This window comes from Pasteuria ramosa (assembly GCF_056496785.1).
Genome location: NZ_CP143099.1, coordinates 1,396,578 through 1,422,168, shown reverse-complemented (window position 1 = coordinate 1,422,168; position 25,591 = coordinate 1,396,578). Strand labels below are relative to the sequence as shown.

Here is a 25,591-nt window from a genome sequence, read left to right as displayed (position 1 = left end):
ATTATTTATCTTCAGATTTATAAGTTAAATTTAATGAACTTATTATTATTCTAGTGACTTCTAAAATAACATCGTCATAATTCTTCTTAGCATTTGTATCCTTTGTGTAAAAATAGATAGCTATAACTATAGGAGGTGCTTCAGGCGGCCATAGGATAGCGATATCATTTGTGACGCCATAAGAGCTACTCGTTCCAGTTCTATCACCTACTATCCAATTTTTTGGAACTCCGGCTCTGATTCGTGAATCTCCTGTTGTATTAGCTTTTAACCAATAAATCAATTGTTCTCGCTGTGTTGGCTCTAAGACATTACCCAATGTTAATTTCTGCAAGCTATTTCCCATAGATTCTGGCGTAGAAGTATCACGCAGATCATTGGGATTTGAATTTAATTCAGGTTCCCAATTATTTAATTGAAATTTATCATCACCAATGGAACGAGCAAAAGCAGTAACAGCATTAGTTCCGCCTAATTTTTTCATAAGAAGATTTATTGCAGTATTGTCACTGAACATCATTGTAGCTGCGCACAACTCAGAAATGCTCATGCCTTCAGACAAATTCTTTTTGGTAATAGGCGACCAATTCACCAAATCTTGCTCTGTATACATAATTTTTTCCTGAAGTAAATTGCTAGATGCCATGTTTTTTTAGTATTGCTGCAACACCCATGACTTTAAAAGTACTCTGGAAGGGAAAATTTTCTCTAGAGCGATATTCCAAATGGGTATTATCCGCTGTATTTATTACGAATACACCAATATGTCCACCAGATGAAGACTCAAGCTCTGCTAAATCGTTATGTATTGAGTTAATTTGAAAATTTGTTTGAGTATTCTTAGAACAACCTGTGATAAAAATACAATTGGCAATAATAATTAAAAATAATAAATATCTTAAATAATAATTTTTCATAATATAATTATAGAATCACTTCATATGGATTCTTGGAAAAGACCATTGATGTAAAACTTATGACTACATATATAAAGAGGGGCGGTCTTTTTGAAAAAATTAAAAATAATAAAACATGATTTATAAGATTATATAGTAATATTTAAAAGATATAGTTTGATAATTAGCATTATTTGAACCTACATAGTTTTTTTGATATAAAACTTTGTTCGACACAAAATATTGATTGTAGGATAATAATCATGGCGAAAGAATACAGCTATTTAATTTTTTAATGGTCTTGTCCAAAAACCCATGTAAAAGAGAGCTGCAAAATCTAACATAAAACACTAAAAGCTTATAATAATGGCTATTTTGGTGTTCGAAATATCCCATGAATAATGGGATATTTAACATTTCTGGACAAGTTCAATTCTGGACAAGTTCAATAGCTTATAACTTTCAAAATCTGCCTCAAAAGGGGTTTTTGTTTTGTTTAATAAATTTTTTAAAACAGTAATTTCTCTGGTTAGTTGTGCCTCTATTTATTTTTTGTCTTTATACCAAGCATATGGTCAGGCTATACCAAGAAATGTTGATAATAGTGATTTAAATGTTAAAAGTTATTCTAATGTTGCCGAAGATATAGGGAATAATGCCGAAAACAAAAAATGTTTGGAATCAGATCGTTTTGTCAAAGGGATTAGGATAAATACTTTAACCAAAGAAAGGATCCAAAAAAATCTAAGTATAGATACTGGAAAATTAAAATCTTTAGAAAATATTTTATTAAATGATGGTTTTGAGATCAAACGTACTTTAGAACATACCAGAGGGTTTCGTATTAGCATGTCTAGAGAATGGTTGTCGTCTGAATCCCTTACACAAATGGTCAGAAAATTAGGAGAAGGTATGAAAAAAGGATTTATGATTAGTGATGTGGTAGATATTAAAACGAAACAAATTATTGGCGAAGTGATTTATCCAAATGGTCCCTTCAAAGATGGTTCTTTTATCGCAATAGCTAACGTAAATAAAGATGGTGAAGAAAAAATATATTTTTCAGATGGGACAAATTCCAGATTAATGAATAATTATGATTCCGATGATACAGAAGGGCAGTATAGAAAGCAACGTGATAAGCGTTTTATAAGTAATTTGATTTGTAGTACCTGCTTTTATGCTGTAGAAGCTATCTGTGGTTATATTCCTTCTATGAAATACAAAAAACAAACAATCAGTAATAATTGTGTTAACAGGTGTAAAAATTTAAAATTGAATGGGAAGGTCAAAAAATTTTGCTCCCTATTTTGTTATTTAGGAGGATTTATTATATGTAGTTCTATGCCTACTTCTTCAGCGTGTAGTCCGGTATGTTGAAAAAGCATTTATTATTTATTGAATTATAATGAATACTAAATCTTAAGAAAAGGGGGATGGTTTTGTTAAATATGATGTAATTAGTGGTAAATCAGAAGTACCGGATGTAATTAGTGGTAAATCAGAAGTACCTATGGAAGAAACTGAAGAAGTTTTATGGTCATTTCAATTTTTTATATATACTACTAATTGTTTTTTCTTTTTAGCTATCCTAGGCAGTTTATATATATCTCCAATGTCTTTTTTATACTATATAATAGATAAGTTTAAATATATATTTTCGATCAGCTATCTTATTTTAGTAAATTCTGCTTTGTGTGAATATATTTTCAAGTTAGACGAAGAAAATGATTCAAAAAATGTTGATCGATTAACTATTTTTGGCGGTATAAAGATGACATCTAATAAATGGACACAGGTATATGATATTTTTAAACAACTGTATGTAAAAGCATATGAAAAACATGGTATATCTAGGTTTAATTTTTCTATTGGTTATATCTTATCTCATATATTGATGATTATATATTTATTAATTGCTTTTTTTATGGAAATTGGACCTATGCTTTTCACCATATTAAGTATATTTAATTTAATATGGTGTTGTTTAATTAAGATACAAAAAAAACGTGAGATAAATTGGGGTCTATATTCAAATAGCTATATGTCACGATATAATAATCAAACTTTATTTTTATTGCTAATAATTTATAGTTTTTTAATCCCAATGGTAAATGAATGGCATCAATATATTGATAATAGATTGTTACGACTTTTAGCTGATTTTTATGCTAAAATTAGTAATAATCTTGATATTAATATATTACTTGTTGTTTTTTTCTTATTAGTAGTTGCCCCGAGATTGAAATTATTATTAATTCCTTCAATATCATCGCAATCATCGCAAATAAAAAAAACTTAATATTATTACTATTTTAATTTCTAAATGCGATTGGCTATATAAAAAATATTATTTTTTATTAATAAATATATTTGTTTATATTCTATTATAATAGATATGCATTTGTTATTTAATATGCTCTTCGATGCATCATTGAAATGATGATGCATCGAAGATTTTAGTTTTTAGCTTAATTTTACTTTTGTTAATCAACAAGTTAAGAGTTTTTTTAAGGTTAGACAAAAAAGAAAATCAACAATTAGTCTTTGATAAAACTTGGGAATATATGGATTTTTACTTTAGATCAATCTAAGGTTAATCTTGAAAATCTTATTCTTATATATTTATTGGCTATTTATAGTTTGTTAGTACCCCTTCGTACTAAATTTTATAACTATATTAGTAATATTTTATATAAAATAATCTTTGCTATTCACGGTTCGACAGATCTTGATGAAAATAACATAATCCACCTTTAACATGAGATTTTAAGATTATGTTATATTTTTTTACCCGTATTCTATATTCATTTTTAGATTATAATAAACTTTTTAAGTTGATTTTGGAAAATCAAAAATTCAAGTACAGTAACTTAAAGCTCAGGAAATGCAGTAAACAAAAAGTCTTAAAATAACTAATTTATCCAAGAACAGGATTAAAAAATCTAAGTGTAGATGCTAAACATTTAGAAGACAATGGTTGCGGACTTTGGAACATACAAGGGGTTCTCGTATTAGCATTAATAACCCTGGATTACCGCCTGAATCATTTGCACAATGGTCAAAAAATTAGGTGAAGGTGTGAAGAAAGGATTTATTTTTAGTGATGTAGTAGATATTAAAACTAAGCAAGTTATGGGACAAGTGCCTTTATCCAAATGGTCCATTCAAGGATTGTTCTTTTATTACAATAGCTAACATAGATAAGGATGGGGAAGGAAAATTATATTTTTCAGATGGAGAAAATTCCGAATAATTATATAATGATGATGTAGATGGTTCAGAAAAAATATCCAATGTTTCTTTTTCTTCAGATGATCCAGATAATGATTTTGATTATATTAATAATTTAGAGCGTAATGAAAATAAACTTAGCAAGCGTTTTATTATTAATTTGTTTTTTAATTCATGCTCTTATGGTTTAGACGCCATTTGCATTTACATTCTTGTTTTATGATTAGCTTGCCCAAAAACCCATGTAAAAGCGAGTTGACAAATCTAATGGAAAAAACTAAAAGCTTATAATAACAGCTATTTTGGGTTTTAAATTACACCGCGACTAATTAGATATTTAACGTTTCTGGATAAGTCATATATAAAAAACAAACATTTAACAAGCGTTGTATTAATTATTTCAAAATTTTACCATTAGTTTCTAGATGAGTATTAGAGTTAACAACTAAATAAGAAAATTAAAGTATTTTGCTCTAGATTTTGTTATTATTGGGGATTATCTTAGAATATCTATATTTTAAGATATAATAATCAAACTTTAGTATTATTGTTAATAATTTATAGTTTTTTAATCCCAATGGTAAATGAACGGCATAAGTATGGTAATAACGGATTGTTACAATTTTTGGCTGATTTTTATTGTAATATTAGCAATAATTTTGATATTAACATAGCAATTTTGTTTTTCTTTTATTAGTCATTGCCCCAAGATTAAAATTTTTATTAATTCCTTCAATGCAAATCAAAAATATGTAATGTTGGTATGCCTTTGATTTAATTTTGATCCTAATAAGGAGTATCGAGGTATCTATGTATAAGCTACTGAACGATGAATTATCAAAATGAAGACTCAATTTTTACAAGATCCAAAAATAAGCATACGTTTGTTTCGGATTTTTCTCTACACTAATTGTTGCTTTTTTCTAACGACTCTTATATTTGGTAATATGACTATACCTTATATAGTGGAATTAATTCCAAAGATTTTAAATCCAGATTTAAAAGATATTTACACTTGGCCAGATAATGCTTTGGAAATTTTAGCGGTTATTTTCTTTGTTGTTTTTTTAATTAACAATGTAAGAGCTTTGTTGATGAGGACTCTAAAAGATAAAGAAAATAAACAATTAGTTTTTGATAGCTGGTTTAAAGTATATGAGAACTTCAAGTATAGATATGAAGTTGCACATAGTAGGAACGGAATTTCAGAATTAAATTTTTTTATTTGCTATATTTTAGTATTTTTGTTAGTTGTGTTTTATCTGATTAGTGGTTTGTTTATTGAAGAATTTAAAAGTTTTTTACTATTGAGTAGTATTAACTTTTTATGGTGTATTTTAATCAAAGTACAAAAAAAACGCGAAAGCATTTGGCTTGAATCTTTGAATGAAGCTAAAATTAAGAATGAAAATCGTATTTTGATCTATTTATTTATTATTTATAGTTTTTTTATACCTCTTTTTCGTGAAGGTTATCGATATATGGATAATATTTTATCTAAAATGATAGATAAAATCCATTACTTAATAGATTTTTACCAAGATCAAAGTAACTCTTTTGTACATTTATTTTATATTTTGGCACCTGTATTATATATTCCTTTTATTATTAATCGATTAAAAACATTATTATTCGAATTCGAGCTTAAAGAATGGTCAGAAATTATCCAAGAAAGATTTGATACAGCTGATGATACAGAGAATTCTCTAATTGATAATAAAAAATAGCAAAAAATAACCAAAGCATATGAACTTATTAAAATGTTTTGGTTATTTTATACAGATAATTATGATATAATAAATTATGTTTTTTTTATGTATTTATGTTTTTTTCATAGAAAATACCAAACGAAATAATAAAAAATATATTATAGAGTTGACATCAAGTTATTTCGAAAATTAATACAAAAAAATATCATTTGCTTAAACTATCTATACTAGGTTGTTTAATGGCTAGCAGTTATGCATGTTTTACTGAGCCAGTATTAGCAAGAAATATTGAAATACCACAGCAAGCTGTATAAACACTAACGAACATTATCCCATTTCCGATAGGTGTAGTAGCAGCAGTACACAAAACAAAATTAGAAGAAACAAATGCAAAAACACTAACAAAAATTAACTCATTTCCGATAGGTATAGTATCAGTACAAGCATTGGATTGGTTTGCCGGTTTATTTAATTAGACTTGGTAATATAAACCGTCACAAGGTACATTGAGCGTTCCAATGCAATAATATAAAAATAAATTTAATATTAATATTTTAACAAAATATATTTTTGTATTTTTTTTAGGAATTGTTTTTTAAGTGAGAGAACCTAGCTTCAACTTCAGGCCAATAAATAATTTTCCAGAAAGCTTTAATATCTGATTTTCTATTTTGATAACGCAAATAGTATTTTGTCAGGTGTTAGTAATAATAATCCACCACCTTCTGCTAATTATTTGTTATATGTAGGTAAGAGTGTAACTTCTATTTTACAAAATGCAGTAAGTAAGAGTGCTTCTTTAATTACGCAAAAAAATTATGAGGTTAATACATTTTCTAGGCAAGGTGCAACTGGTCCAATGGGTTTAACTTGTCCAGTAGGTCCAGCTACAGGGGCAACATGTCCAATCGGGACCGATGGTGTTTCTGTTGCCGTAAGTACCGGTATACAAGTTTTACAGGGTCCTATAGTCACAACAGGCCTAAAAGGGCCCGTTACCAAAGCTACTGGTCCTAGGTCCTAAAAAAGATCAAAAGGACCAGCCGGACCTGCTGGAGTCGATGGCATCGCCATAACAGGAGTAACTGGTTTAAGTATAATAGGCCCAAAAGTTATAACAGGAGTTACAGGTAATACAGGAAATGTCGGACCAACTGCTTCTTTTAGCACATATGCTCTTGGAGCAGGATCTTTTGGTTATATAGCAACAACACCTGTTCAATTGTATTTATAAAAAAATATTACTTACTATGAAGGTAAGTAATATTTTAGTTTTGCTAAATATATTTTTATTATAGAATGATTATTTGTATATGGATAGATTTTATTAGTAGGACTTGTCCAGAAATATTAATATAGCCAATTAGTAATGGTGTAATTTAAACACAAAAATAGCTATTATCATAGCTTTTTGTGCATTAAATTAGGTTCTTAAACACTATTTAACATGGGTTATTGGACAAGCTCGTACTATTTTTTAGAGTTATCAGGATTGGGTATTTTAGGTGATATGGGTTCTTGTTTTTTATTTTCAGGCATATTTTGTGGTAGTTGGGTTGCTAGTTTTGATTCTTGTAATTTTTCTTCGATGTTTTTCTGTGTATTACTATAATTCTGTGTATTACTATAATTCTGTGTATTACTATAATTCTGTGTATTACTAACATTTTGTTCATAAGAGTTGTTGCTTTTCTTTTCTCTTTTTAATGATTCGTTATATTCAGTACCTCTTATAATTTTTTTATCCAATATTTCAATGAAGTTAATAAACAATGTTTCTTTTTCTGACGATGGATTTTCATCATAAAGCCATTCTTTTGCTATTAAGATTAGTTCTTTGAAATTATTTTCAAGATGTTTATTTAGCTGTTCATTTAACTGTTTTTGAAATTCGGGAGATGTATCACTTTTTTTGTGTATTTCATAAAAAAATTCTTCGAATGATATTGGGTTTTCGGTTTTCAAAAACAAGGTATCCCAATTGTTTTCCCATATTTTTTTGAAAAAACTTGCTTCCATAGATATTAATAGAGAGAAGATTCTAGCATTTATTAAGTCGACGTTTTTAATGAAATCACTTACTATACTTTCAAATAAGTCGTGTTTGTCTGTTGAAGCCAAATGTAACCCTATTTCTCCTATTTTCTTTTCCAAATTTACTCTTAATGATAACATTTCATTTATATTTGTTTTTGGATCATATTTTTCTTTTGATGTTTCAATAAAATCAGGTAGAAGTATATCTTTACGATAATGTTCAATGAAAGATTCTACTTCTTTCAACGTATCTTCTGATTTTGGTTTGTTATCATTTAACCATTCACTTGAAAATTGCATTACTTGTGTACGTAATTTTTTAAAATCTAAATAGAATTTGGGTTGTGTTTGAACGAATAATAAATCAATATTTTTTTCTGTTAATTTTTTCAACTCGAGCATTAACCAGTGTAATTTAGCGCTTATAAAACCGGACCATGTTACCATGCTGAAATGTACTGCTTGGCGACCGGAGAAGCTAGATCGGTTGTATGGTGATAAAGATAGACTTGTATTAGAAGACTTCATATATAATTTATATATTTTTGATGATAATCTATTAGGTATATCATCATTTTCTGAATTAATCATTGAAATAAGGTTTGTGATTATATCATCTAACTTAGGCATTATATTTACTAATGTTTTTTTATTCGTTTTTTTCATCCATTCCCTAGCTAATAGGACAATTTCTTGAACTTTTTCATTGCTAGCAATTGTTGTTTGTTTTAACAATGATATTTTAGAAATAAATAAGTGTAATTTTGCATTTATAAGGCCGATATCTGTTATTGAGTTATATTTTTTTCGATGGTAATCGGATAAGTTTGGCAATGTTTCATTGGCTAATTCTTTTGCAATATTAGAGGATAAGGAAAGTAGTTTTGTTTGTAAATTTTTTAATTCATGTTCATTTGTTTCGAAAGGTGTATTTTCTTGGCGCAGGGTTTTTAATAATCTTTGTGTCATCTCGGTTTTATATTTTAAAATTATTTTGTCTAGTTCTGGTTCTTTATTTTGAGCTATTTGATCGAGGGCTTCTTGGTTTTGGGAATTATTGTTTAATAATTCATACCATTCTATACTTTCTTTTATGAGCATCTCTTTAAAAGATTTACAGAGGTTTTCTGCATCATCAACACATGACTCATCGTTTATTAATTGCTGAATTAACCAATTAAGACGAGCGCTTATTATTTCATTTTTATCTAACTTATTATAAATTTTTAAATCGTATTGCGAAAGGTAACTAGAAGGTTTGTCTGCTAAGCGTATACTATGCGATGAAATGGCGTTATTGTAAAATGTTTCTTTCCAATGTGTTAATTGTGCTATTTCTTCATTTGTTAGTGTTTTGTTTTTATAATCTGTAATCGGTTTCTTTTGTTTTTTTATTTTTGTAATATTAGAGTTTTGCTTTGTTTCTTGATAATAACTATTTTTGGATATAATATTATCCCGATCTATATCTTTAGATGTTTTTCTTTTTGTTTTGTTATCAATTTTATGAAAAGATTCAATTGATTTCTCAAAGTCATCTAATATGGGTATTAATTCGATAAATGATGCTTCATCGTTATTTTTAATCCATTCTTTTACTAATATAGCCAAGGCATTTTTGTCTTCATCATCTAGGTTGTTTTTGGGTGATTTTAGTAATTTGTCTACTAAGTTATACATTTTTGTACTTATCATTCCAGAATTCGATACATAGGGGCTTGAAATATCTGGAGATAGGGTTTGTAATTGTGTTTTTAAATCTGGCAGTTCATTTTTTAAGGAGGCAGTATATTGGGTTTCGATTGTTTTTATAAATTGAGGAAAGAAGCTATTTTTTTGATAATCTAATACTAAATCGTCTATTTCATTATAAACATATTGATAATTATGTTCGTCTATATTATTCTCCAACCAATTATTTATTAAAGCATAAATTTTGGTTTTAAAGTTTAAAAATATTTTTTGATCACATGTGGATGATATCATAAATTTTTCCACGAACCATTTAAGTTTTGCGCTTATTATTTCTGATAATTTTTTTTCATTAAATAACATTTTTTGGTAATCAGAAAAGTTTTTTCTATGTATTGGGGCTAAAGATAAACTTTCTGATGAATCAGTCAAAGCATGGAGTTCTTTTTGCCAATTTTTTAGTTTTAGATATTCTTCCTCACTTAGACAAGTATTAGTTTTTTCAACTAAGTTTTTAGTATCAATATCCATGTTTTTTTTGTGGATGGTATTTGCTTGGATTTTATTTAAAGTTAGTGGGTATAAAGAGCAAGCTAGGGATAAAATACCTATAGAAGAGGAACGCCAAAGCTGTTTTAGTTTGGTATTATCTTTTTTCATATGTAGCTTATTTTTATTCAACATAAATGAAATTCCTTTCAATATTGTATGTATTAAGATATCTTTTTAGTTATCTTTAGATTTTATTATTTTAAAATAATTTTTTGATTATTCATGCTAATATTTGTATTTAAACTGATTATTTCATCATGTTGCATGTCGCTATCATAGTAGCACCTACTATAACTATAAAAACAAATAATGCAGGCAGTAATATAGGGTTTGACGCTATTATTGAGCCTCCCAGTATAACATTTGCTACACTACTATTACCCAAAATAGTTCCTAATGCCATCATTGCCCCTCCGGTTCCAATACAGTAATTTAGATTTTTTGATTTTTGTGCGGTATCATTCATTTTTTCCTCTTCTTTTACAGCTTCGATTATTTCATCTTTTAAACTCAAGGCCATGTCGTTTAATTCAGGCATTATTTTTATGAATAATTCTTCATCTGGGGATTTAAGCCATTCTTCTGCTAACCAGATTATATTTTTAATATTTGGATTTTTAAGTAACATTTTGTCGAGGCTATCTTGTGAAAGTTGTTTGAAAAGATTAATCAACAAAGCTAGTCCGGAGCTTATAATGCCGTAGTTAGTTACTAAGCTGGCTGTTTCTTCTGAAATATCTTTGTTTTCGTTTATATTGTTTATTAATGTTGTTGCGATATCAGGTGATAGTTCCTGAAGCCCATTATGTAATTCTTCTAATTTAGATTTTGTTATTTTACTATCTTTATTTTCCCTTCGGAGTCTTTCTAATAGGTCAGGCATTATAATTTGGTTTTTATGATTAAAAATAAATTGGTCAATTTTTTTAATTGTTTCAGCATATTTTTTTTTCGGTATGTTATTTTTAATCAATTTATTCGCTAAGTTAATAACATTTAGCTTTAAGTCGTATAAGTTTTCGTTGTAACAAGAGGTGTTTTCTAATAACTTTTCAATGAGCCATTTTAATTTAGCGCTTATAATTTGTTCCATGTTATCAAGCTGTTTATTTTCAAATATATCTCTTTGTATTTTTGAATATTGGTTTCTAGGCGTTGATGCCAAATTGAGACTTTCGCGATCTGTTTTTGCGTGTAATTTTTTACGTAAGTTGATTAATTCTTTTTTTTCTTTATTAGTCAAGCAAATACCTGTGGTTATTTTTTTGGTAATTGGAGTAGCTTGTGATAATGGTATTAAGGGTATGCTCGACATTCCTATGGCAGCACAAATTAAGATATTACGCCATATTTTATATTCAAGCAATCTATTATGTATACTTTGAGTCTTTAGCAAAATATTAACTCCTTTAAAAGTGGATTTATATTCAATTTATAATTATTAATTAAACTTAAAGATAGTAGACAATCTGATTAATAATAAATATCTAAAAAAGTTTTATTATGTAACTATTTGAATACATATACATATGATAATACACTGTTGCACATAATATCATATAAATAAATTAAATGCCATAACAAATTATATTTTTATATCAATTCAAATCTATGATTTTAATAAAAATAACCCAAATATTTTTGTATTTTTATTCGAATTTGCTGAAAAATAAGGGATCGTTACTTTTCGTTGATATTGTTTTTTCAATGTTATGTGTATATATAGGCAACGGACATCTGCTTAATGGTCTAAATATATAGAAAAGCAAAAAAAAGCTGTTTTATTAAATATATATATGAAAAAGCTCAAGAAGTTGTTTCTTTTAGCCAAATTCAAAAACAACTAAGTTTCATAAAACTGCGCTCAAAATTAATTTACAATTTTTTAATGCATTTTCCGGCATGTACCGTTTATTTTTTAAATTTTTACAATAAGATTGTAATTTAATCGATTTCTCTTTCAGAATACATATTTTTTAATATTTTATCTTTTAGATCCCAATAGATTGTTTTTTCCCCTGATTTAGGAATTATTATATCAGCTTCGACATTGATTGGTATATTTGATTATCTTTGGTTTGATTTTTTCTATTAGGCATTAAAAATCAAACAAAGTTGTCCTTATTTGCGTTAAGGAAGGTCAAGATATATCTAAAGTAAAAGATTTTATTTGCACAGATATGGAGCTAAGTAATAAAGAAATTCTAAATTATTATTTGAAAAGATGGTAAATCGAAACCTATTTTAGAAAAGCTAAAAATTATCTTGCCTTACAAGGATACCAAGTCAGATCCAGCAAAGCTTTAGATAGATAATTAATTTTACAAATGTTTGTAGCAATTTATTGTATACATACATTTAATGGTAATCTCCTAAAGGGATTACGTAAATATCAGCCTAAAAAAGAAGCTGATCGAATAGAGGATATGATTGATATATTCATTTCATAATTGGAAGAGATAATATCATATTTAGATATTCCTAAGCATATATCTGTGAAGCTTATTTTATCACGTGCAAAAAAAGGATTAAGAGCAGTACTAAGGTCCTGCTGTTATCAATTTAAATAGGTAGCCTAAATATGCAAATACAATTAAAAAGGATAAATATGGTAAAACCCTAAAAAAGCTAGGTTTGTTTTTTGGCCATCCATAAATATAATTAAATTTATTGAAAAAATACAAATATATAAATTCTCTTTTTAGAGTAATTAAACATAAGGATGATAAATTACTCTAAAAATAAAAACATTCTTTTGTATAAAGAAATAATGTCCAAACTTAGATTATAATGAACTTTTCAAGTTAATTTTGGAAAGTCAAAAATTATGGCCTATTTTTTTTGGCAAGTAAGGTCTTATTTAGACTAAATCAGTGTGGATTATTTAGGTTTTGAAACGCGCTTTTACATAGTTTTTTGGACAAGCTTGGGATATAAACAATTATCTATTGATATTTTTTATCTTCCTTTCAAACATAGTTTAGTAAGGTGAATTAATCCTTGTCCAAGGATAAACGACTTATTGAGGCAGCCCAAGTAATGGAATTTTTCTTAATATTATACAAGTTTTATAATATTTTAAAAATCATAATAAAACAAAAAGGCCAGAGTAGGATAGTTCTGGTCTTTTTGTTTTGGATATGAATTAAAATTTTATTGAATTAATAAAACTATATAACGAAATTACCATTTAATTATCATAGATAAACAAAATTAATACATGCTATACTCTTCTTATAACAGATGTTTAATTAATCAATTGATTTATTTTTAATTAAATTTAATATAAATTACAAAATACTTCGTCGCTGGGGGATATAAAAAATTAAATCTAAAACTAGTTATTTTAAAATTTATATATCAGCTAATATTTTGATATTTTCTACCGCTTTTTATATAAACCCTGCCTATGCCCAAAATAATCAGAATAAGAATGTGCAAGTTTCAAATCAAAAATCAGGTTTGTTTTATGATTTGTTATCTGAATTTTTTCATTCTAAAGATCAAAGTTCATTAAATATATTTAAAAATTACTATGATAGCTTTAATAAATCACAAAAAGAAAAAGAAGAAGCTTTGAATAATTTAAAAAAACATTTTGAAAGTTTGTACAAAGTAACGACGAATGCTTCTGGTTCAGGTATTACAGGTATGATTAATACAGAATGGTTTAATCTGTTAGGTTCTAATTTAGATGAAGCCATGGTGAACGTCGAAAATAAAAATATTGAATATAAAGAAAGTATTAATAGTACTACAAAAAATGGTTCTAACAACAACAATCAAAATAATAGTCAGCTTGCTGAGCCTCGTCGTTCGGAGACGAAATTTTATAGATTATTATTACAATTTTTAGATAATCCAAATAATAAAGCGGTAATATTAGATTATTATCAGACATTACAAAATATGTTTAATACCAATAACCATGATAATAATCAGTATAATGCCAAACTAATACAATTATATGATGCTTTCTATAATCAGTATAAAACAGAACTTACTAACTATTTCAATTTATCCAGAGAAGGCTGGATTCAAATCTTAGATTTGAATCCAGAACAAGTAAAACAAAAGCTCCAGAATCGGCTAAATAAATATGGGTTTAACTATATTTATGAAGAAATGGCTAATACACTTTCGTATTTAGTAAGTAAGAATGACTTTATTAGTCAATTTTATCTTAACGCCTATTATTTTAATCTTAATTTCGAGCGACCTGTTTTGCAAAAAGACGACGTTGTCACGAATGATATTTTAAATAAATTGAACATTTTTTATAACTGGATGTTTAATTGCAATAAATATTTATCTCAACCTTTAAATCATCGTGATTTTTATGAATTTAAAAATAAAATTGAAAGAAGCAATAAGTATACCCAAAAGGATGCAGCTGATTTTCAAAAAATAATTGAAGATTCATATGAAAAAATATTTCAAGAATTGTGCAAATTCTTTAATGATCAAATTCGATTTGTTTACGATAAAAAAATATATTTAAACGATAACTTTTTAAATTTTCTTTTAGATGAAAATATAACAAAAGCTATTGAAAATACAAAAACTTTTGTCATTGGAAATAAAGAATATGCACAAAAAGAATATGATAGAAAAGGCGAGTATGGAGATGCGGGCTATCATAATAATATGCCCAATTTCCAAAAGTGGCTGATGTTTTGGGAGCTATTAGGTGGCATAACAAATTTTCTAGCCCCTAAAAAAATGCCTCAGATCAATAGGGTAAATAAACCCAGATGCAAACGCGACGATAAATTGTGTTCAATATCTTCGCAATCTTCCCAGCCTAGTAGTAGTCCTTCAACAGCCATCCCACAAGGAATTCCTTATGCAGCCGAGGGAGCAGGAAGATTTGTAGGAGGTGTGGTAGGAGCTAGGGTATTTGGCCCAAAAGGACGCAAAATAGGTTCAGATATCGGGGGTGCGATAGGAAAAACCGCTGCCGAAAAAACAGATCAATACCAAAAGATAGAAAGCATGTCTAAAAATACACCAAATGTAGAACGTATAAGATCTACGACGACTAGACCTGTTACAACTAGACCTTTTACAATACCAGATTTGGCTAAACCGAATTGGGCTGATTCTAACAACAGATATGGAAATATATCGGCAGGCTCCATACTTGATAAGTATAATAAAGCGATAAGTTCATAAATGACAAGCCCTAAAAATAGCGAATTACTGTCTTCTCAGGTAACAAAATAACTATTTTGTTACCTGCTGTGTATTTTTGTTCTTAGAAACTACATAAGACCAAAGGATTAAGAATATATTCGACTGCTCATGATTATTTGATTCTAATTTTGATGCTGGAGGAAAAACATGTATTCCCTGTAAATCAGGGGATTTTGATGCTGGAGGAAAAACGTGTATTTCCCGTCCATCAAAAGTTGTAATAATAACATCATTTACATTGCCACTATTACCTGCTGAGGGAATGAATTTTATTTTTTCTATATTAGCGCCTTGATTTTCAAAGTGTATTATTTGTCCATCATACATAATGTCGCTTTTTTCATTGTTTTCATTTGTATGATGATACAAATATAGCTTAGGCTTATTCTCGATAGACTTCTTATAGTAAAAACTATTATTAACTCCACCATATGAGAAACTACCATCATGCTTGAAAATAGACTTCTTATAGTAAAAACTATTATTAACTCCACCATACGAGAAACTACCATCATGCTTGACAATAACACCATTTCCTAAATCATACTGACCGTATACGGTCTTGGTATTTTGAGATTTAGCTGTTGCGATCTGTGGTAAAACTATATTATTGGTACCAACCAATGTAAAACACATAAAGAAGGCAGCTATTGTGGTTTTTCTCAAATTAATTTTACCTAAGGATGTATCCATTGGCGAATTTCCTCCTTTATTATTTTATTATATCTTAATAAATTCGACCTTAGTTTTGACTCAAATACTATGTATTATATTGTCCAAAAACCCGTGTTAAGAAACTAATTTAATGCGCTAAAATCTATGATCGTCTATATTAATATTTCCATAAAAGTCTTTAAGTATAATTATACTATATTTCTGATCAATTTATTTGTCAAGTGAAAAATAAATACTGTATCAAATATTAAAAATATCAATATATAATATATATTATATCTTAAATATTATATAATAAAATCTTTTATTATTCGCTCTTTGCATTCGCAATAGTCAGCCTTAATATCTCCCTCAAACTTTATCTATATTTATATAGCTAAATCTATTCATGACCTTCCTCCTCAACCACCTAGTTCTTTTGAACAATCGTTAGCTATGAATATTAAAATCAACAAAAAAACACGATAAAGCAAAATAACCAAATAATAAAACAAAAGATAATACTTTAAAATTAGCTAAATCAGAAATCAGAGTGTCTATAGAAGCACTAACTCTTTTTTGTCCATAATAGAAGCACTAACTCTTTTTTGTCCATAGTTGAAAATTCCAGATATTCTATTTAAAATTCTCAATATTCACAACATAATAAATTACGATTTCCTCTAAAAAATAATAATCATGGGATATAAAAATCAAATCCCTAGGATAAGATTTTAGGACTTTTCGAACATGTTCTTTCGTCTCTAAATCCAGGTTATTTGTTATCTAGTCGAGTACTAAGAAGTTTGGGTGTACAAGCAGCTATTTTAGCAAGTGAAAGTAGTGCTTTTTCCCCACCAGTAATCCTTGGACAAATATAACATTACCCATAGCGCCTGTTATTCCTCGGGGCCCTGTGTAACCTTGTATGCCTTGTTCACCTGTAATAGACAAAACTACTTGTCCTTAGTGTTCTAATAATCTAAGAATCCCATATAAATCCGTTATAAGAAACTACCATCATGCTTGACAATAAGACCTTTTCCTAAATCATATTGACCATATGCGGTTTTAAAATCTTTGATATTTGATATTTGATTTAATATTTTTAATTATTATATATTAAATGCAATATTTAATCTTTTGGTTTTTATAAGAGGAGTTAATTTAATGGACTTGTCCAAAAATCAATGCGAAGGGAGCCTAAGGGTCTAATCAAAGGTACTAAACACCATTATAAAAGCTATTTTTGTGTTTAAATTCCATAAATAGTGTTAAAATATAAAAAAAAGAAGATTTTTGTTTTAGATATTTTATTAATAGGTTTAATTTGTCATTTTTTCAGTTATAAAAAATGACATTCTATTAAAAGCACCTAACTAATACATATGTAAATTGTCGGAATTTTTAATTTTTCTATTTAGCTTGCTTTTTTATCTTCTTTAACTTCTTGGAATTTCTCTAAAGATAGGTGATCATTAAACATCGCGCATATTAAATCAAATTGTTCTGGTTAACCAGCCTATAACTCTTTCTACCAATAAAGTCGAATATTTAGATAACCATGGAATGTACGAATCTTTAAAAAGCTTAAAATCATATGTACACTCCCGGGTGCAAAATTGGTGTAGCGAATAACAGCTGTTTCAGCAAAAATTGCAATGAAAGACTTCAAAGATAGTTTAAAAAAATCATAGAACGCATTAAATGAATGATAATTTTTATTTTTAAATTTAAACTATATTATTAGGCTATATTAATATTTTATTTAAAGGTAAAACCAAAAAAAGACCAGAATATTTATATATTGGTCTTTTTTTGGTTTTACGATGACTTATTATAAAATTTAAATTATTTAAAATAAAACTAATTAAAACCAAGTTAGCGCTATTAAAGCTGATATTTCAATTTAAGTTATATAAAAAACTACTTTAATTTATCTTTAACAAAGTGATGATAGCTAAAGTTGGTAAATGAGGCAAAGCATGTAAAACAATACCTTCTTGTTTAGCGCTTGTGTTTGAAAAATCTAAAGGTGATATTTTAGGCACAATTTGTAAGAAAGATGTTTTAACAACTTTTAGGCAAATTCTATTAAATAAACACAAGTTAGCGCTATTAAAGCTGCCATCTATGTTTTGTGAACTGCCCCAAATGAAACTACCTTGTATAGGTGCATCATTTAAAAGCAACTGACATGCTAAAATATTAGCCTTATCATCTAATGAATTACCTGTTATACCGTAGTCGACTAAATAAAAGCCTTGTTCTAAGAATATAGTATCGGCTGCTATTAAGCCTATACCACCATTATCTACGTTGACATGATTAAATGAATTTAGAGGGATAGGTTGATCGGAAGCTAGGAGAATTGACGATGTAGGTATAAAGCCAAAAGAACCTGCACTTAATATACCTTCTGAGCCGATATTTCCTATATTACCTCGCGGACCTGGTGGTCCCATTATACCGGTAGGGCCTATTGGTCCGGCAATAGCTTTACCCATAGGTCCTTGTGGACCTGTAATACTTTCTCCTCTTGGTCCTCTAGGTCCAGTCATACCAATCATACCTCTAGGTCCAGTAATTGCGCGTGGATTTTGGGGACCTATTGGGCCTAAAGGACCAATATTACCGGTTAAGCCTTTTTCTCCCATTGCACCTGTCGGTCCTGTTATAGGCAAACCATTAATACCGACATTCCCAGTAGGACCTATTGGGCCAAAAGCGCCCTTCTCCCCTGCAATACCTTTTGCACCTTTTACGCCTTTTGCACCTTGTGCTCCCGTGATACTTAAGCCGGTCATTCCTGTATCACCAATTGCACCTTGTGCTCCTGTGGATGGTCCTATAGCTCCTGTTGGACCAGTTGGACCAGTTGGACCTTTGTCAGAAGGTGTATCTAGTACATATATAGTTTGATCATATAAAGATGAACTTTTCTCCGTAGCACTTTTAATTACTTCTCTCACACTATTATTTATTGCCAAAAGTTCCTTTAGTGTTGGTGGATTAGGCGGTGAGGTACCAGGTATTGTCCCTAAAACATATTGAATTTTTTCAGCTTCAGCATTTAAAATCAAAGGTAGCTTAATGTGCCCCTTCCAAACCGTAAGAGCATTTTACAATACATACGGCTTTCCATTATATCTTAAGAATATTTAATATTTAGATCTCTCATCTGTTATAATATATTGCTAATCCTTAGATATAACTATCTTCCTTCGCCTTGTAGTTGCTTTTCGTAACCTCTGACTACTTATGAAGATGCTATTATTTTATAAAAATTTATAAAATAATCCGATGATTAATTATTATAAATTTAGCCTAAAGGAAGTAACTTTTACCCTAATTTAGTACTTTATTTTTTTGTATAAACCACATATATACAAAAGAGTAACTTATATTTGGACATTTTAGGATAGTTATTTACCTCATTCTTCCTTTATAGCAATTAATTCCAAATAACCATCACCAGCAAATGTGGCTAAGTCCTAATTCGCTCATGGCAATAGAAGCAAGCACAAGATTTAATGAATCTGATTGATCCACTGACGTTTGCAGTGATATAGCTGGTATGTTTGGTTGCGACATACCATAACACCCCTTAATATGAAAAAAATTTATCTTTCATTTATGAAATTTTGTAAATTGTAATACATGCTATATTAGGGCAATAAGGTATGACCATCTTTGCTTCACGATCATATGTAGACAATAATATGCCACCGAAATATTCAACATTTAATATAGACGGAAAATCTATCGTAATCAATGTTTCATGATAAATATATTGACAACCAGGAACAGCTTGTTTATTTGCCTGTCGATTCACAATTGCTGCTGTATCGACATTATTTTGTTTTAAAGGTTGACTATTTAAACTCAAACGAAATCCTGCAAAACCTGTTTTAGGGTCAATTGATGCTAATGTAGCAGAATATGAAACAATGTACTCACCAGGCACCAAAGATATAGTATATGGTCCAGATAAATGAATATCTGATCCGATTATTTCAATCTGACGGAAACAAAAAAGATTTGGTGAATTTTGCGGAAAATCAATTGCCTCGTCTGCAATCATACAAAAACATGCTGCTGATGCTAAAGGTATAGAACCGGTCGGGCCTGTTGGTCCTGTAAGTCCACGGGGTCCTGGGGGACCGATAGAGCCTATAGGTCCTGTGGGACCAATAGAATCTTTTCCTTTTGGTCCTATAGGTCCTATATTATCAGCACCTGTTGGACCTGTTGGACCCATATGACCTCTTGGGCCAATTGTACCTGTTAGAGCAATACCTGTAATACCTTCAGGACCCGTATAACCTCTTGGGCCACGCGGACCACGCGGTCCTGTAGGACCTATAGATCCTTTTATTGAAGAACCAGCTAAACCCATTATACCTTTTGGACCTGTTAGACCAGTTATACCTCTTAAGCCGGGTGCACCAGTTGCTCCCGTATTACCGATAGCACCTTTTGGACCAATTATATTGGCACCTGGCATACCTGTTGGACCTTTGCTACCCTTTAATCCACCTGGTGGCCCTGTGGGCCCAGTTGGGCCCGTAGGACCTGTGGGTCCTATTGTTGTCATGACAATTAAAATCCTTTCTAAATCAGGCCTTTTTAGCCTATTTTATGTACGTTGATATTAATAAATCCATAAAATTCGTTATTTAATGACAATTCGTTATTTAATGACAATCCGTTATATTGGCCAAGTTTTCCTGCCCATTGCAACTTTGATGGATTAGCAACGTGAACAAGCACCTTATTACCTACAAAAGTCATTGTTCCCGTATTACCTTCCATTGGCATTGCGCTATAAATTGTACCACCTGGAAAAATTTCATCATTAACTAATAATTGTATAAAATTCATATTAAAATTTGTTGCAGGTCCTGATTCAGCAAAAAGATTTGTCTCATAAAAAACAAGATATGAACCAGCATTTATCATAATAGTATTTGGGTCTGTTAATTTAATATCACCCGTATTACTCTTGGTGATATTAACATCAAAAAATCTAAATAACCCATTCGGTGTGTCATTAACCATCGCTGGATAGTTTTGTATAAAACTTCCAGCTACATGTGACGTTATTGGTCCTTTTGGACCTTGTAATCCCATTTGACCTGTAATCCCTATCGGGCCAGTTGGTCCAGTTGGTCCAATGGGTCCGACTATATTAGAAGTTAAACCAATTGGTCCTCTTGGGCCGGCGATCCCTATTAAACCTGTATCTCCTGTTGGTCCAACATCACCTCTTGGGCCTGTTATACCAAAATTAGTCGGACCTGTATATCCCGTTGGTCCAACATCACCTCTTGGGCCTGTGTCTCCCGTTAAGCCCCTTAGACCTATTGGTCCGATTATATCCAAACCTTTTGGACCTTGATTACCTTGAAACCCTATATCCCCTGTGGCCCCTGTGTCTCCCGTATCACCTGTGTCTCCTGTATCCCCTGTGGCCCCTTTGACACTCATAACACCAGTCACTCCCGTTGCCCCAGTTACACCAACGGGCCCAGTTACACCAACGGGTCCAGTTAAACCTGTTGGACCTGTTGGACCTGTTGGTCCTACGGATAAGTCAGTTAATTCGCATAACAAACGACCTAGTTTATCGGTCATAATAGATTCCTGACACGATATTATTCTAAGTGTATTTTGCAAATTTTTATTAACTTTTAATAAATCCTCTGGGGAAGGAGGAGATATACTTGGGGCTCCAGCTAACGTTCCTAAAATATACTGTAATTTATGGCATATAATATGCCCCACACCGCACATGAAACTAGCTGCATCTAAAAACATAGACCTAAAAAACCTATTATTTTTAAGTTGCAATTACACTATGCATGAGACTTTAATCTCACATAGCGTTTTATTATTTAACATAATAGGGAAACTATCCCTCAACATTTTTTCAAATGAATCATCAGTAACGTGCTTCCCGCTCTCATGATTAAAATCTTAATTAATTTATCGAAATATTAATTAATTTATTAAAATATTAATCACTTTCCACGTTCCAAATAATTTATCACACATATCCTTAGGTAGAAACTATAGGTTTGAAGAACTATTATAGAAAAGTATATTTAAACAATGAATCATTTATATAAAAAATATTATAAAAACTAATAATAATTTAAATCAATAATTGCTATTAAAAATACCCACGATCAAAAACAATATTAATGTTTAAAATAATTATAAATTATTTTCTGTTTATATAAACTTTTCCCTGACATTACTCATAATGAATGAACTTTTGATCCGTAGCTGGTGCTAATTACCTACGAGAATTTCCTCTATATATAATAAGATATAATAAGAAGTATAATTATTAATAAAAATTTGGGACTATTAATTAAAATTCATGATAGTTTTTATCCATAATAAACAATATTGTAAAATATATTATTTATAATTTATTATCGTTGTATATTAAAATATATTAGCTTATTCATAATTTAATATACCTGAAATAAAATATAACTTAACTATAGATTGCTTTTCAAAATGAAAAATATAATCACAACGTTCCTCTAAAAAACGCCAACCTTTACGCCCGTTTCTTCGTCGATGATAATAGTGTGGATTATTATCATATCCTTACCTTAGATATATATAGCTCTGGTAGTACACTACCTTTACCTGGCTTTTTACATAACAAAGATCCAGTTACTCATTTACATTTGATAAACATATTTTTTATTTTTTAAATTTGATCGAAAACCACAATTGAATATTTTTTTGGAAATTATGTTTATTGAATATGTTTTTTATTAAAGAACAATACAACAATAATATAAATGATAAAATAAAAAGTTTATCAAATAATGAATTTTGTATGCAAACAGGTTTTTGAGAGCTAGCTAAATGCTAGATTAATTATTTAGTTCATAATATTAATAATATATTTAACATACTTTTATATTTTAATATATGCCTGCATTTTTATTTTATACAGAAACGTGTCACCCTTCATTTCATACGGCGTTGATAAAAATACTTAGCAATATTTTTATAACATCTCTTTTTCTGATATTTAAAAATATCTTCCGAAATAACATGATGTTGCTTTAATAGATAAATATAAATATCTATTATCCACGTTCCCAAACATTATTCGTTCCTCTTAACATTTAGGCGTAAGTTATAAGTTAAGTAGCAAACAACTAAGTGTTAAATAATAAATTATTATTACTAACTTAGGTGAAAATAAGTTAGTAAATACTCCTCAACTTAAACCACTTCTTCGTCTTTATCCTCGCCCTGTGTTACTTTTTACGCTTCTATTAATAAACGTTTTAAACGTTTATATCCTGGCTTTCTACATAAATAAACTGTTTTATATAATTATGCATTTTCATTTTTATTTTATAGTATCCATAATATTAAAAATATATTTAATAATGAAACAATAGCAAATCAGTTTATTATGCAGACAGGAATTGAAGGCTATGGCACTAAACCATTTTTAATGTTTGAGTTCTTTTTATAACCTAAGTATTTTTTATATAGTGGTTTTTATATTTTTGTTCGTTTTTTATATTTTTGTTTTAGTGCTATGAAGATTTACTAAGCTTGTTTAACATTTGAAACTTATTTATGGTTTTTATCATTTTATGTTTTTTGGTGTTATGATTATTGCTAGGTGTTTGTATGACTATGTTTAATTGTTTACGGTTAATAAAAAGACTGTTTTAAAAAAAGATGTTAGATGCATCTTTTGGTTTTAACAGTAACGTGTCGCACTTCACCTTCAGCATTTAAAATACGAGGTAGCTTTACTTTGCCCCTCCCAAACCGTACGGGCATTTTACAATACATACGGCTTTCCGGTTAATAGGTTAATTTTTTTAATTATTTGTAATCTCACATTATAAACTAAATATATATCCCTAAAACCTATTCCTGTTCACCTTGTAGATGATTTTATCATCCTCTGATTACCAAGGAACTCGCTTGCTTTATAAATTTTGATGTAACTAAAAATTTAATGGATGCGATGTTTAATTTACTTGGATCACAAACTTAGCCTTAATCACATAAAAACTAAGTTCAAGCTTTTAAATGTGAGCATTTTTAAGATATCGTTCATATATTCATCCATTTTAATTTAAAAATTATTAGTTCATTCGTGATCAAAGAACTAATCTTTACTTAAAAAATTATAAAGTTAAACGTGACTAAGCCCTAGTTCTTCCATCGCTATAGAAGCGACTAGTAAATTTAAAGCATCACTTCTATCGATATTAATTGAAGCTGTAATATTAGGTATATTGGGTTGTGACATTTAACCATTCCCCTTTATTTTCTTGTTAAATACTATAGGATATTAAATTCTTATAGAGGATATGTACAATTATTTTTTATGATAATTTGAAGCATCGATTATTTAATATAAAAATTCTATATAGGAACATAATATGTTCCATTAACAAATTGTTACCAACATAAATGGATATATTTATAGCATTAGCCTAAATTAAACGCATACCAAATTTAACAAAATAACATTTTAAAGTTATTTAGCAAATTTTATTTGATAAAAAACTGTTTTTTCATAGACCTTTGTCTAATTTAAACATTTACACAAACGTTAATTTTCCCGCATCATACTTTATATAGATACTGTTTATATAAAGCTTGAAAGTAGGAATACATGTATGAAGTATAAGCCGCTTGCCAGTAAGATACATAAATCGCAACTAATTACCCATATTAAAGAACTTAACGACCACTCGCTAACAATTTATCCTTTAAAAAATAAAACTCAAAGTCTAAACTTAATTAAAAACTCCTCCTCAACCTTCATTAAACCGGAATATGGTACAGGCGGTCGTAATATCTTCCGCGTTAAAAAAGCAGAAGATAATTATATAATTTCATACGGCATAAACAAAAATAAAGAATTTACAGAACCTAATCTTGTTAATTGGTTAATGGGATTAGAACCTAAAGAAAGCTATGTTGTACAAAAAGGCGTAGACTTGTTAAAATTCTTAGGAAGACCTTTTGACAGTAGATTTATGGTACAAACAAATGCGTATGGCAAGATGAAGGTAACAGGTTATGCAGGTAGGATTGCTCGTTTAGGTCGTATTGTTACCAATCGTTCCCGCGGTGGTAAAATGCATTTACTTGAACCTTTATTTCGAGCACAAAACATTACTCACAAAGATTATGTTGACATATTAAAAAACACAAAAAAGATTATTGAAACAAGCGCACAAATTTTCAAACAAAAATATCCTTGGTTAAACGAACTTGGCTTTGATATTGGATGGGACAGCACCTACAAGCCATGGATTATTGAAATCAACACAAGGCCACGTATTTCTCCCTTTGGAGAATTACCTAACCAAAAGATGCTTAAACGATTTTATCAATACCGTCGATTTTATATTTAACTAAAAATGGTATTCACAATATCATAGACCATAAACCATGATAATGCTAACCCAAAATAAAATATCCTACTTCTGACCCAAAGAACTAAATAACCGATCATTGACAATAATTGAGTTTTTATTATCTTTTATTAAAATATTATTTTTTATAATAAATTATAAAATTATATCTATTGCTTTTTATTGATTTAAA

Annotated in this window: 21 protein-coding genes; 7 read left to right on the top strand and 14 right to left on the bottom strand. The window is 29.1% G+C overall.

Features of this window, described 5'->3' with window-relative positions:
* Window position 1: 1 nt before the first annotated feature.
* Window positions 2-646, bottom strand: coding sequence for a class A beta-lactamase (gene bla / locus VS182_RS06100; protein WP_479492483.1), 645 nt, complete (start codon window positions 644-646; stop codon window positions 2-4).
* Window positions 636-917, bottom strand: a complete 282-nt coding sequence (locus VS182_RS06095) for a hypothetical protein (RefSeq protein ID WP_479492482.1) — start codon at window positions 915-917, stop codon at window positions 636-638. The genes bla and VS182_RS06095 overlap by 11 nt, the downstream gene beginning before the upstream one ends.
* Window positions 918-1,388: 471 nt before the next feature.
* Between VS182_RS06095 and VS182_RS06090 the strand changes: the two genes are divergently transcribed.
* Together VS182_RS06090 and VS182_RS06085 are read left to right on the top strand one after the other, a co-directional pair.
* Entirely contained in the window at window positions 1,389-2,276 is an 888-nt protein-coding gene (locus VS182_RS06090) for a hypothetical protein (protein ID WP_479492481.1), read from the top strand.
* A gap of 133 nt (window positions 2,277-2,409) precedes the next feature.
* Complete coding sequence (locus tag VS182_RS06085; RefSeq protein WP_479492480.1) at window positions 2,410-3,198, top strand: hypothetical protein; 789 nt, start codon at window positions 2,410-2,412, stop codon at window positions 3,196-3,198.
* A gap of 848 nt (window positions 3,199-4,046) precedes the next feature.
* Here the strand turns inward: VS182_RS06085 and VS182_RS06080 are convergent.
* Window positions 4,047-4,193 (bottom strand): hypothetical protein, encoded by a 147-nt coding sequence (locus VS182_RS06080; RefSeq protein WP_479492479.1) that lies wholly within the window; start codon window positions 4,191-4,193, stop codon window positions 4,047-4,049.
* 779 nt (window positions 4,194-4,972) lie between these two features.
* Here VS182_RS06080 and VS182_RS06075 point away from each other — a divergent pair.
* Window positions 4,973-5,857, top strand: coding sequence for a hypothetical protein (locus VS182_RS06075; RefSeq protein ID WP_479489032.1), 885 nt, complete (start codon window positions 4,973-4,975; stop codon window positions 5,855-5,857).
* Window positions 5,858-6,420: 563 nt separating this feature from the next.
* On the opposite strand, the gene VS182_RS06070 is transcribed toward VS182_RS06075, so the two are convergent.
* Window positions 6,421-6,522: a hypothetical protein gene (locus tag VS182_RS06070; protein WP_479484189.1), complete on the bottom strand. Its 102-nt coding sequence runs from the start codon at window positions 6,520-6,522 to the stop codon at window positions 6,421-6,423.
* Window positions 6,523-6,530: 8 nt separating this feature from the next.
* Here VS182_RS06070 and VS182_RS06065 point away from each other — a divergent pair, with 8 nt between their 5' ends.
* On the top strand, window positions 6,531-6,863 hold the full coding sequence (locus VS182_RS06065; protein WP_479492478.1) for a hypothetical protein: 333 nt from the start codon (window positions 6,531-6,533) through the stop codon (window positions 6,861-6,863).
* Here the strand turns inward: VS182_RS06065 and VS182_RS06060 are convergent.
* From VS182_RS06060 to VS182_RS06050, 3 genes are all read right to left on the bottom strand, one after another.
* Complete coding sequence (locus VS182_RS06060) at window positions 6,860-7,009, bottom strand: hypothetical protein (RefSeq protein ID WP_479489034.1); 150 nt, start codon at window positions 7,007-7,009, stop codon at window positions 6,860-6,862. The genes VS182_RS06065 and VS182_RS06060 overlap by 4 nt on opposite strands.
* Before the next feature lie 300 nt (window positions 7,010-7,309).
* Entirely contained in the window at window positions 7,310-10,252 is a 2,943-nt protein-coding gene (locus VS182_RS06055) for a hypothetical protein (RefSeq protein WP_479492477.1), read from the bottom strand.
* A 115-nt stretch (window positions 10,253-10,367) separates the two neighbouring features.
* A complete protein-coding gene (locus VS182_RS06050; protein WP_479492476.1) occupies window positions 10,368-11,516 on the bottom strand; it encodes a hypothetical protein in 1,149 nt (382 codons plus the stop codon).
* A 931-nt stretch (window positions 11,517-12,447) separates the two neighbouring features.
* Here VS182_RS06050 and VS182_RS06045 point away from each other — a divergent pair.
* Window positions 12,448-12,570, top strand: coding sequence for a hypothetical protein (locus VS182_RS06045; RefSeq protein ID WP_479488561.1), 123 nt, complete (start codon window positions 12,448-12,450; stop codon window positions 12,568-12,570).
* 985 nt (window positions 12,571-13,555) lie between these two features.
* Entirely contained in the window at window positions 13,556-15,295 is a 1,740-nt protein-coding gene (locus tag VS182_RS06040; RefSeq protein WP_479492475.1) for a hypothetical protein, read from the top strand.
* Between the two features lie 51 nt (window positions 15,296-15,346).
* Here VS182_RS06040 and VS182_RS06035 read toward each other — a convergent pair whose 3' ends face one another.
* From VS182_RS06035 to VS182_RS06005, 7 genes are all read right to left on the bottom strand, one after another.
* Complete coding sequence (locus VS182_RS06035) at window positions 15,347-16,009, bottom strand: hypothetical protein (protein WP_479488563.1); 663 nt, start codon at window positions 16,007-16,009, stop codon at window positions 15,347-15,349.
* A 783-nt stretch (window positions 16,010-16,792) separates the two neighbouring features.
* A complete protein-coding gene (locus VS182_RS06030; RefSeq protein ID WP_479484195.1) occupies window positions 16,793-16,924 on the bottom strand; it encodes a hypothetical protein in 132 nt (43 codons plus the stop codon).
* Between the two features lie 580 nt (window positions 16,925-17,504).
* Window positions 17,505-17,645, bottom strand: a complete 141-nt coding sequence (locus tag VS182_RS06025; RefSeq protein ID WP_479484197.1) for a hypothetical protein — start codon at window positions 17,643-17,645, stop codon at window positions 17,505-17,507.
* 256 nt (window positions 17,646-17,901) lie between these two features.
* Complete coding sequence (locus VS182_RS06020; RefSeq protein ID WP_479488564.1) at window positions 17,902-19,053, bottom strand: alpha-helical endospore appendage domain-containing protein; 1,152 nt, start codon at window positions 19,051-19,053, stop codon at window positions 17,902-17,904.
* 551 nt (window positions 19,054-19,604) lie between these two features.
* Window positions 19,605-20,567: a hypothetical protein gene (locus tag VS182_RS06015; RefSeq protein ID WP_479488565.1), complete on the bottom strand. Its 963-nt coding sequence runs from the start codon at window positions 20,565-20,567 to the stop codon at window positions 19,605-19,607.
* A 32-nt stretch (window positions 20,568-20,599) separates the two neighbouring features.
* Entirely contained in the window at window positions 20,600-21,790 is a 1,191-nt protein-coding gene (locus VS182_RS06010) for an alpha-helical endospore appendage domain-containing protein (protein ID WP_479484201.1), read from the bottom strand.
* Window positions 21,791-24,164: 2,374 nt separating this feature from the next.
* Entirely contained in the window at window positions 24,165-24,281 is a 117-nt protein-coding gene (locus VS182_RS06005) for an alpha-helical endospore appendage domain-containing protein (RefSeq protein WP_479484202.1), read from the bottom strand.
* Window positions 24,282-24,654: 373 nt separating this feature from the next.
* Between VS182_RS06005 and VS182_RS06000 the strand changes: the two genes are divergently transcribed.
* Complete coding sequence (locus tag VS182_RS06000; protein ID WP_479484203.1) at window positions 24,655-25,398, top strand: YheC/YheD family protein; 744 nt, start codon at window positions 24,655-24,657, stop codon at window positions 25,396-25,398.
* Window positions 25,399-25,591: the final 193 nt, after the last annotated feature.

Coding starts and splice junctions, on each gene's coding strand:
- VS182_RS06095 (WP_479492482.1), bottom strand. CDS start 917: ATGAAAAATTATTATTTAAGATATTTATTATTTTTAATTATTATTGCC.
- VS182_RS06015 (WP_479488565.1), bottom strand. CDS start 20,567: ATGACAACAATAGGACCCACAGGTCCTACGGGCCCAACTGGGCCCACA.
- VS182_RS06005 (WP_479484202.1), bottom strand. CDS start 24,281: ATGTCACAACCCAATATACCTAATATTACAGCTTCAATTAATATCGAT.
- VS182_RS06085 (WP_479492480.1), top strand. CDS start 2,410: ATGGAAGAAACTGAAGAAGTTTTATGGTCATTTCAATTTTTTATATAT.
- VS182_RS06075 (WP_479489032.1), top strand. CDS start 4,973: ATGAAGACTCAATTTTTACAAGATCCAAAAATAAGCATACGTTTGTTT.
- VS182_RS06010 (WP_479484201.1), bottom strand. CDS start 21,790: ATGTTTTTAGATGCAGCTAGTTTCATGTGCGGTGTGGGGCATATTATA.
- VS182_RS06000 (WP_479484203.1), top strand. CDS start 24,655: ATGAAGTATAAGCCGCTTGCCAGTAAGATACATAAATCGCAACTAATT.
- bla (WP_479492483.1), bottom strand. CDS start 646: ATGGCATCTAGCAATTTACTTCAGGAAAAAATTATGTATACAGAGCAA.
- VS182_RS06055 (WP_479492477.1), bottom strand. CDS start 10,252: ATGTTGAATAAAAATAAGCTACATATGAAAAAAGATAATACCAAACTA.
- VS182_RS06035 (WP_479488563.1), bottom strand. CDS start 16,009: ATGGATACATCCTTAGGTAAAATTAATTTGAGAAAAACCACAATAGCT.
- VS182_RS06045 (WP_479488561.1), top strand. CDS start 12,448: ATGTTTGTAGCAATTTATTGTATACATACATTTAATGGTAATCTCCTA.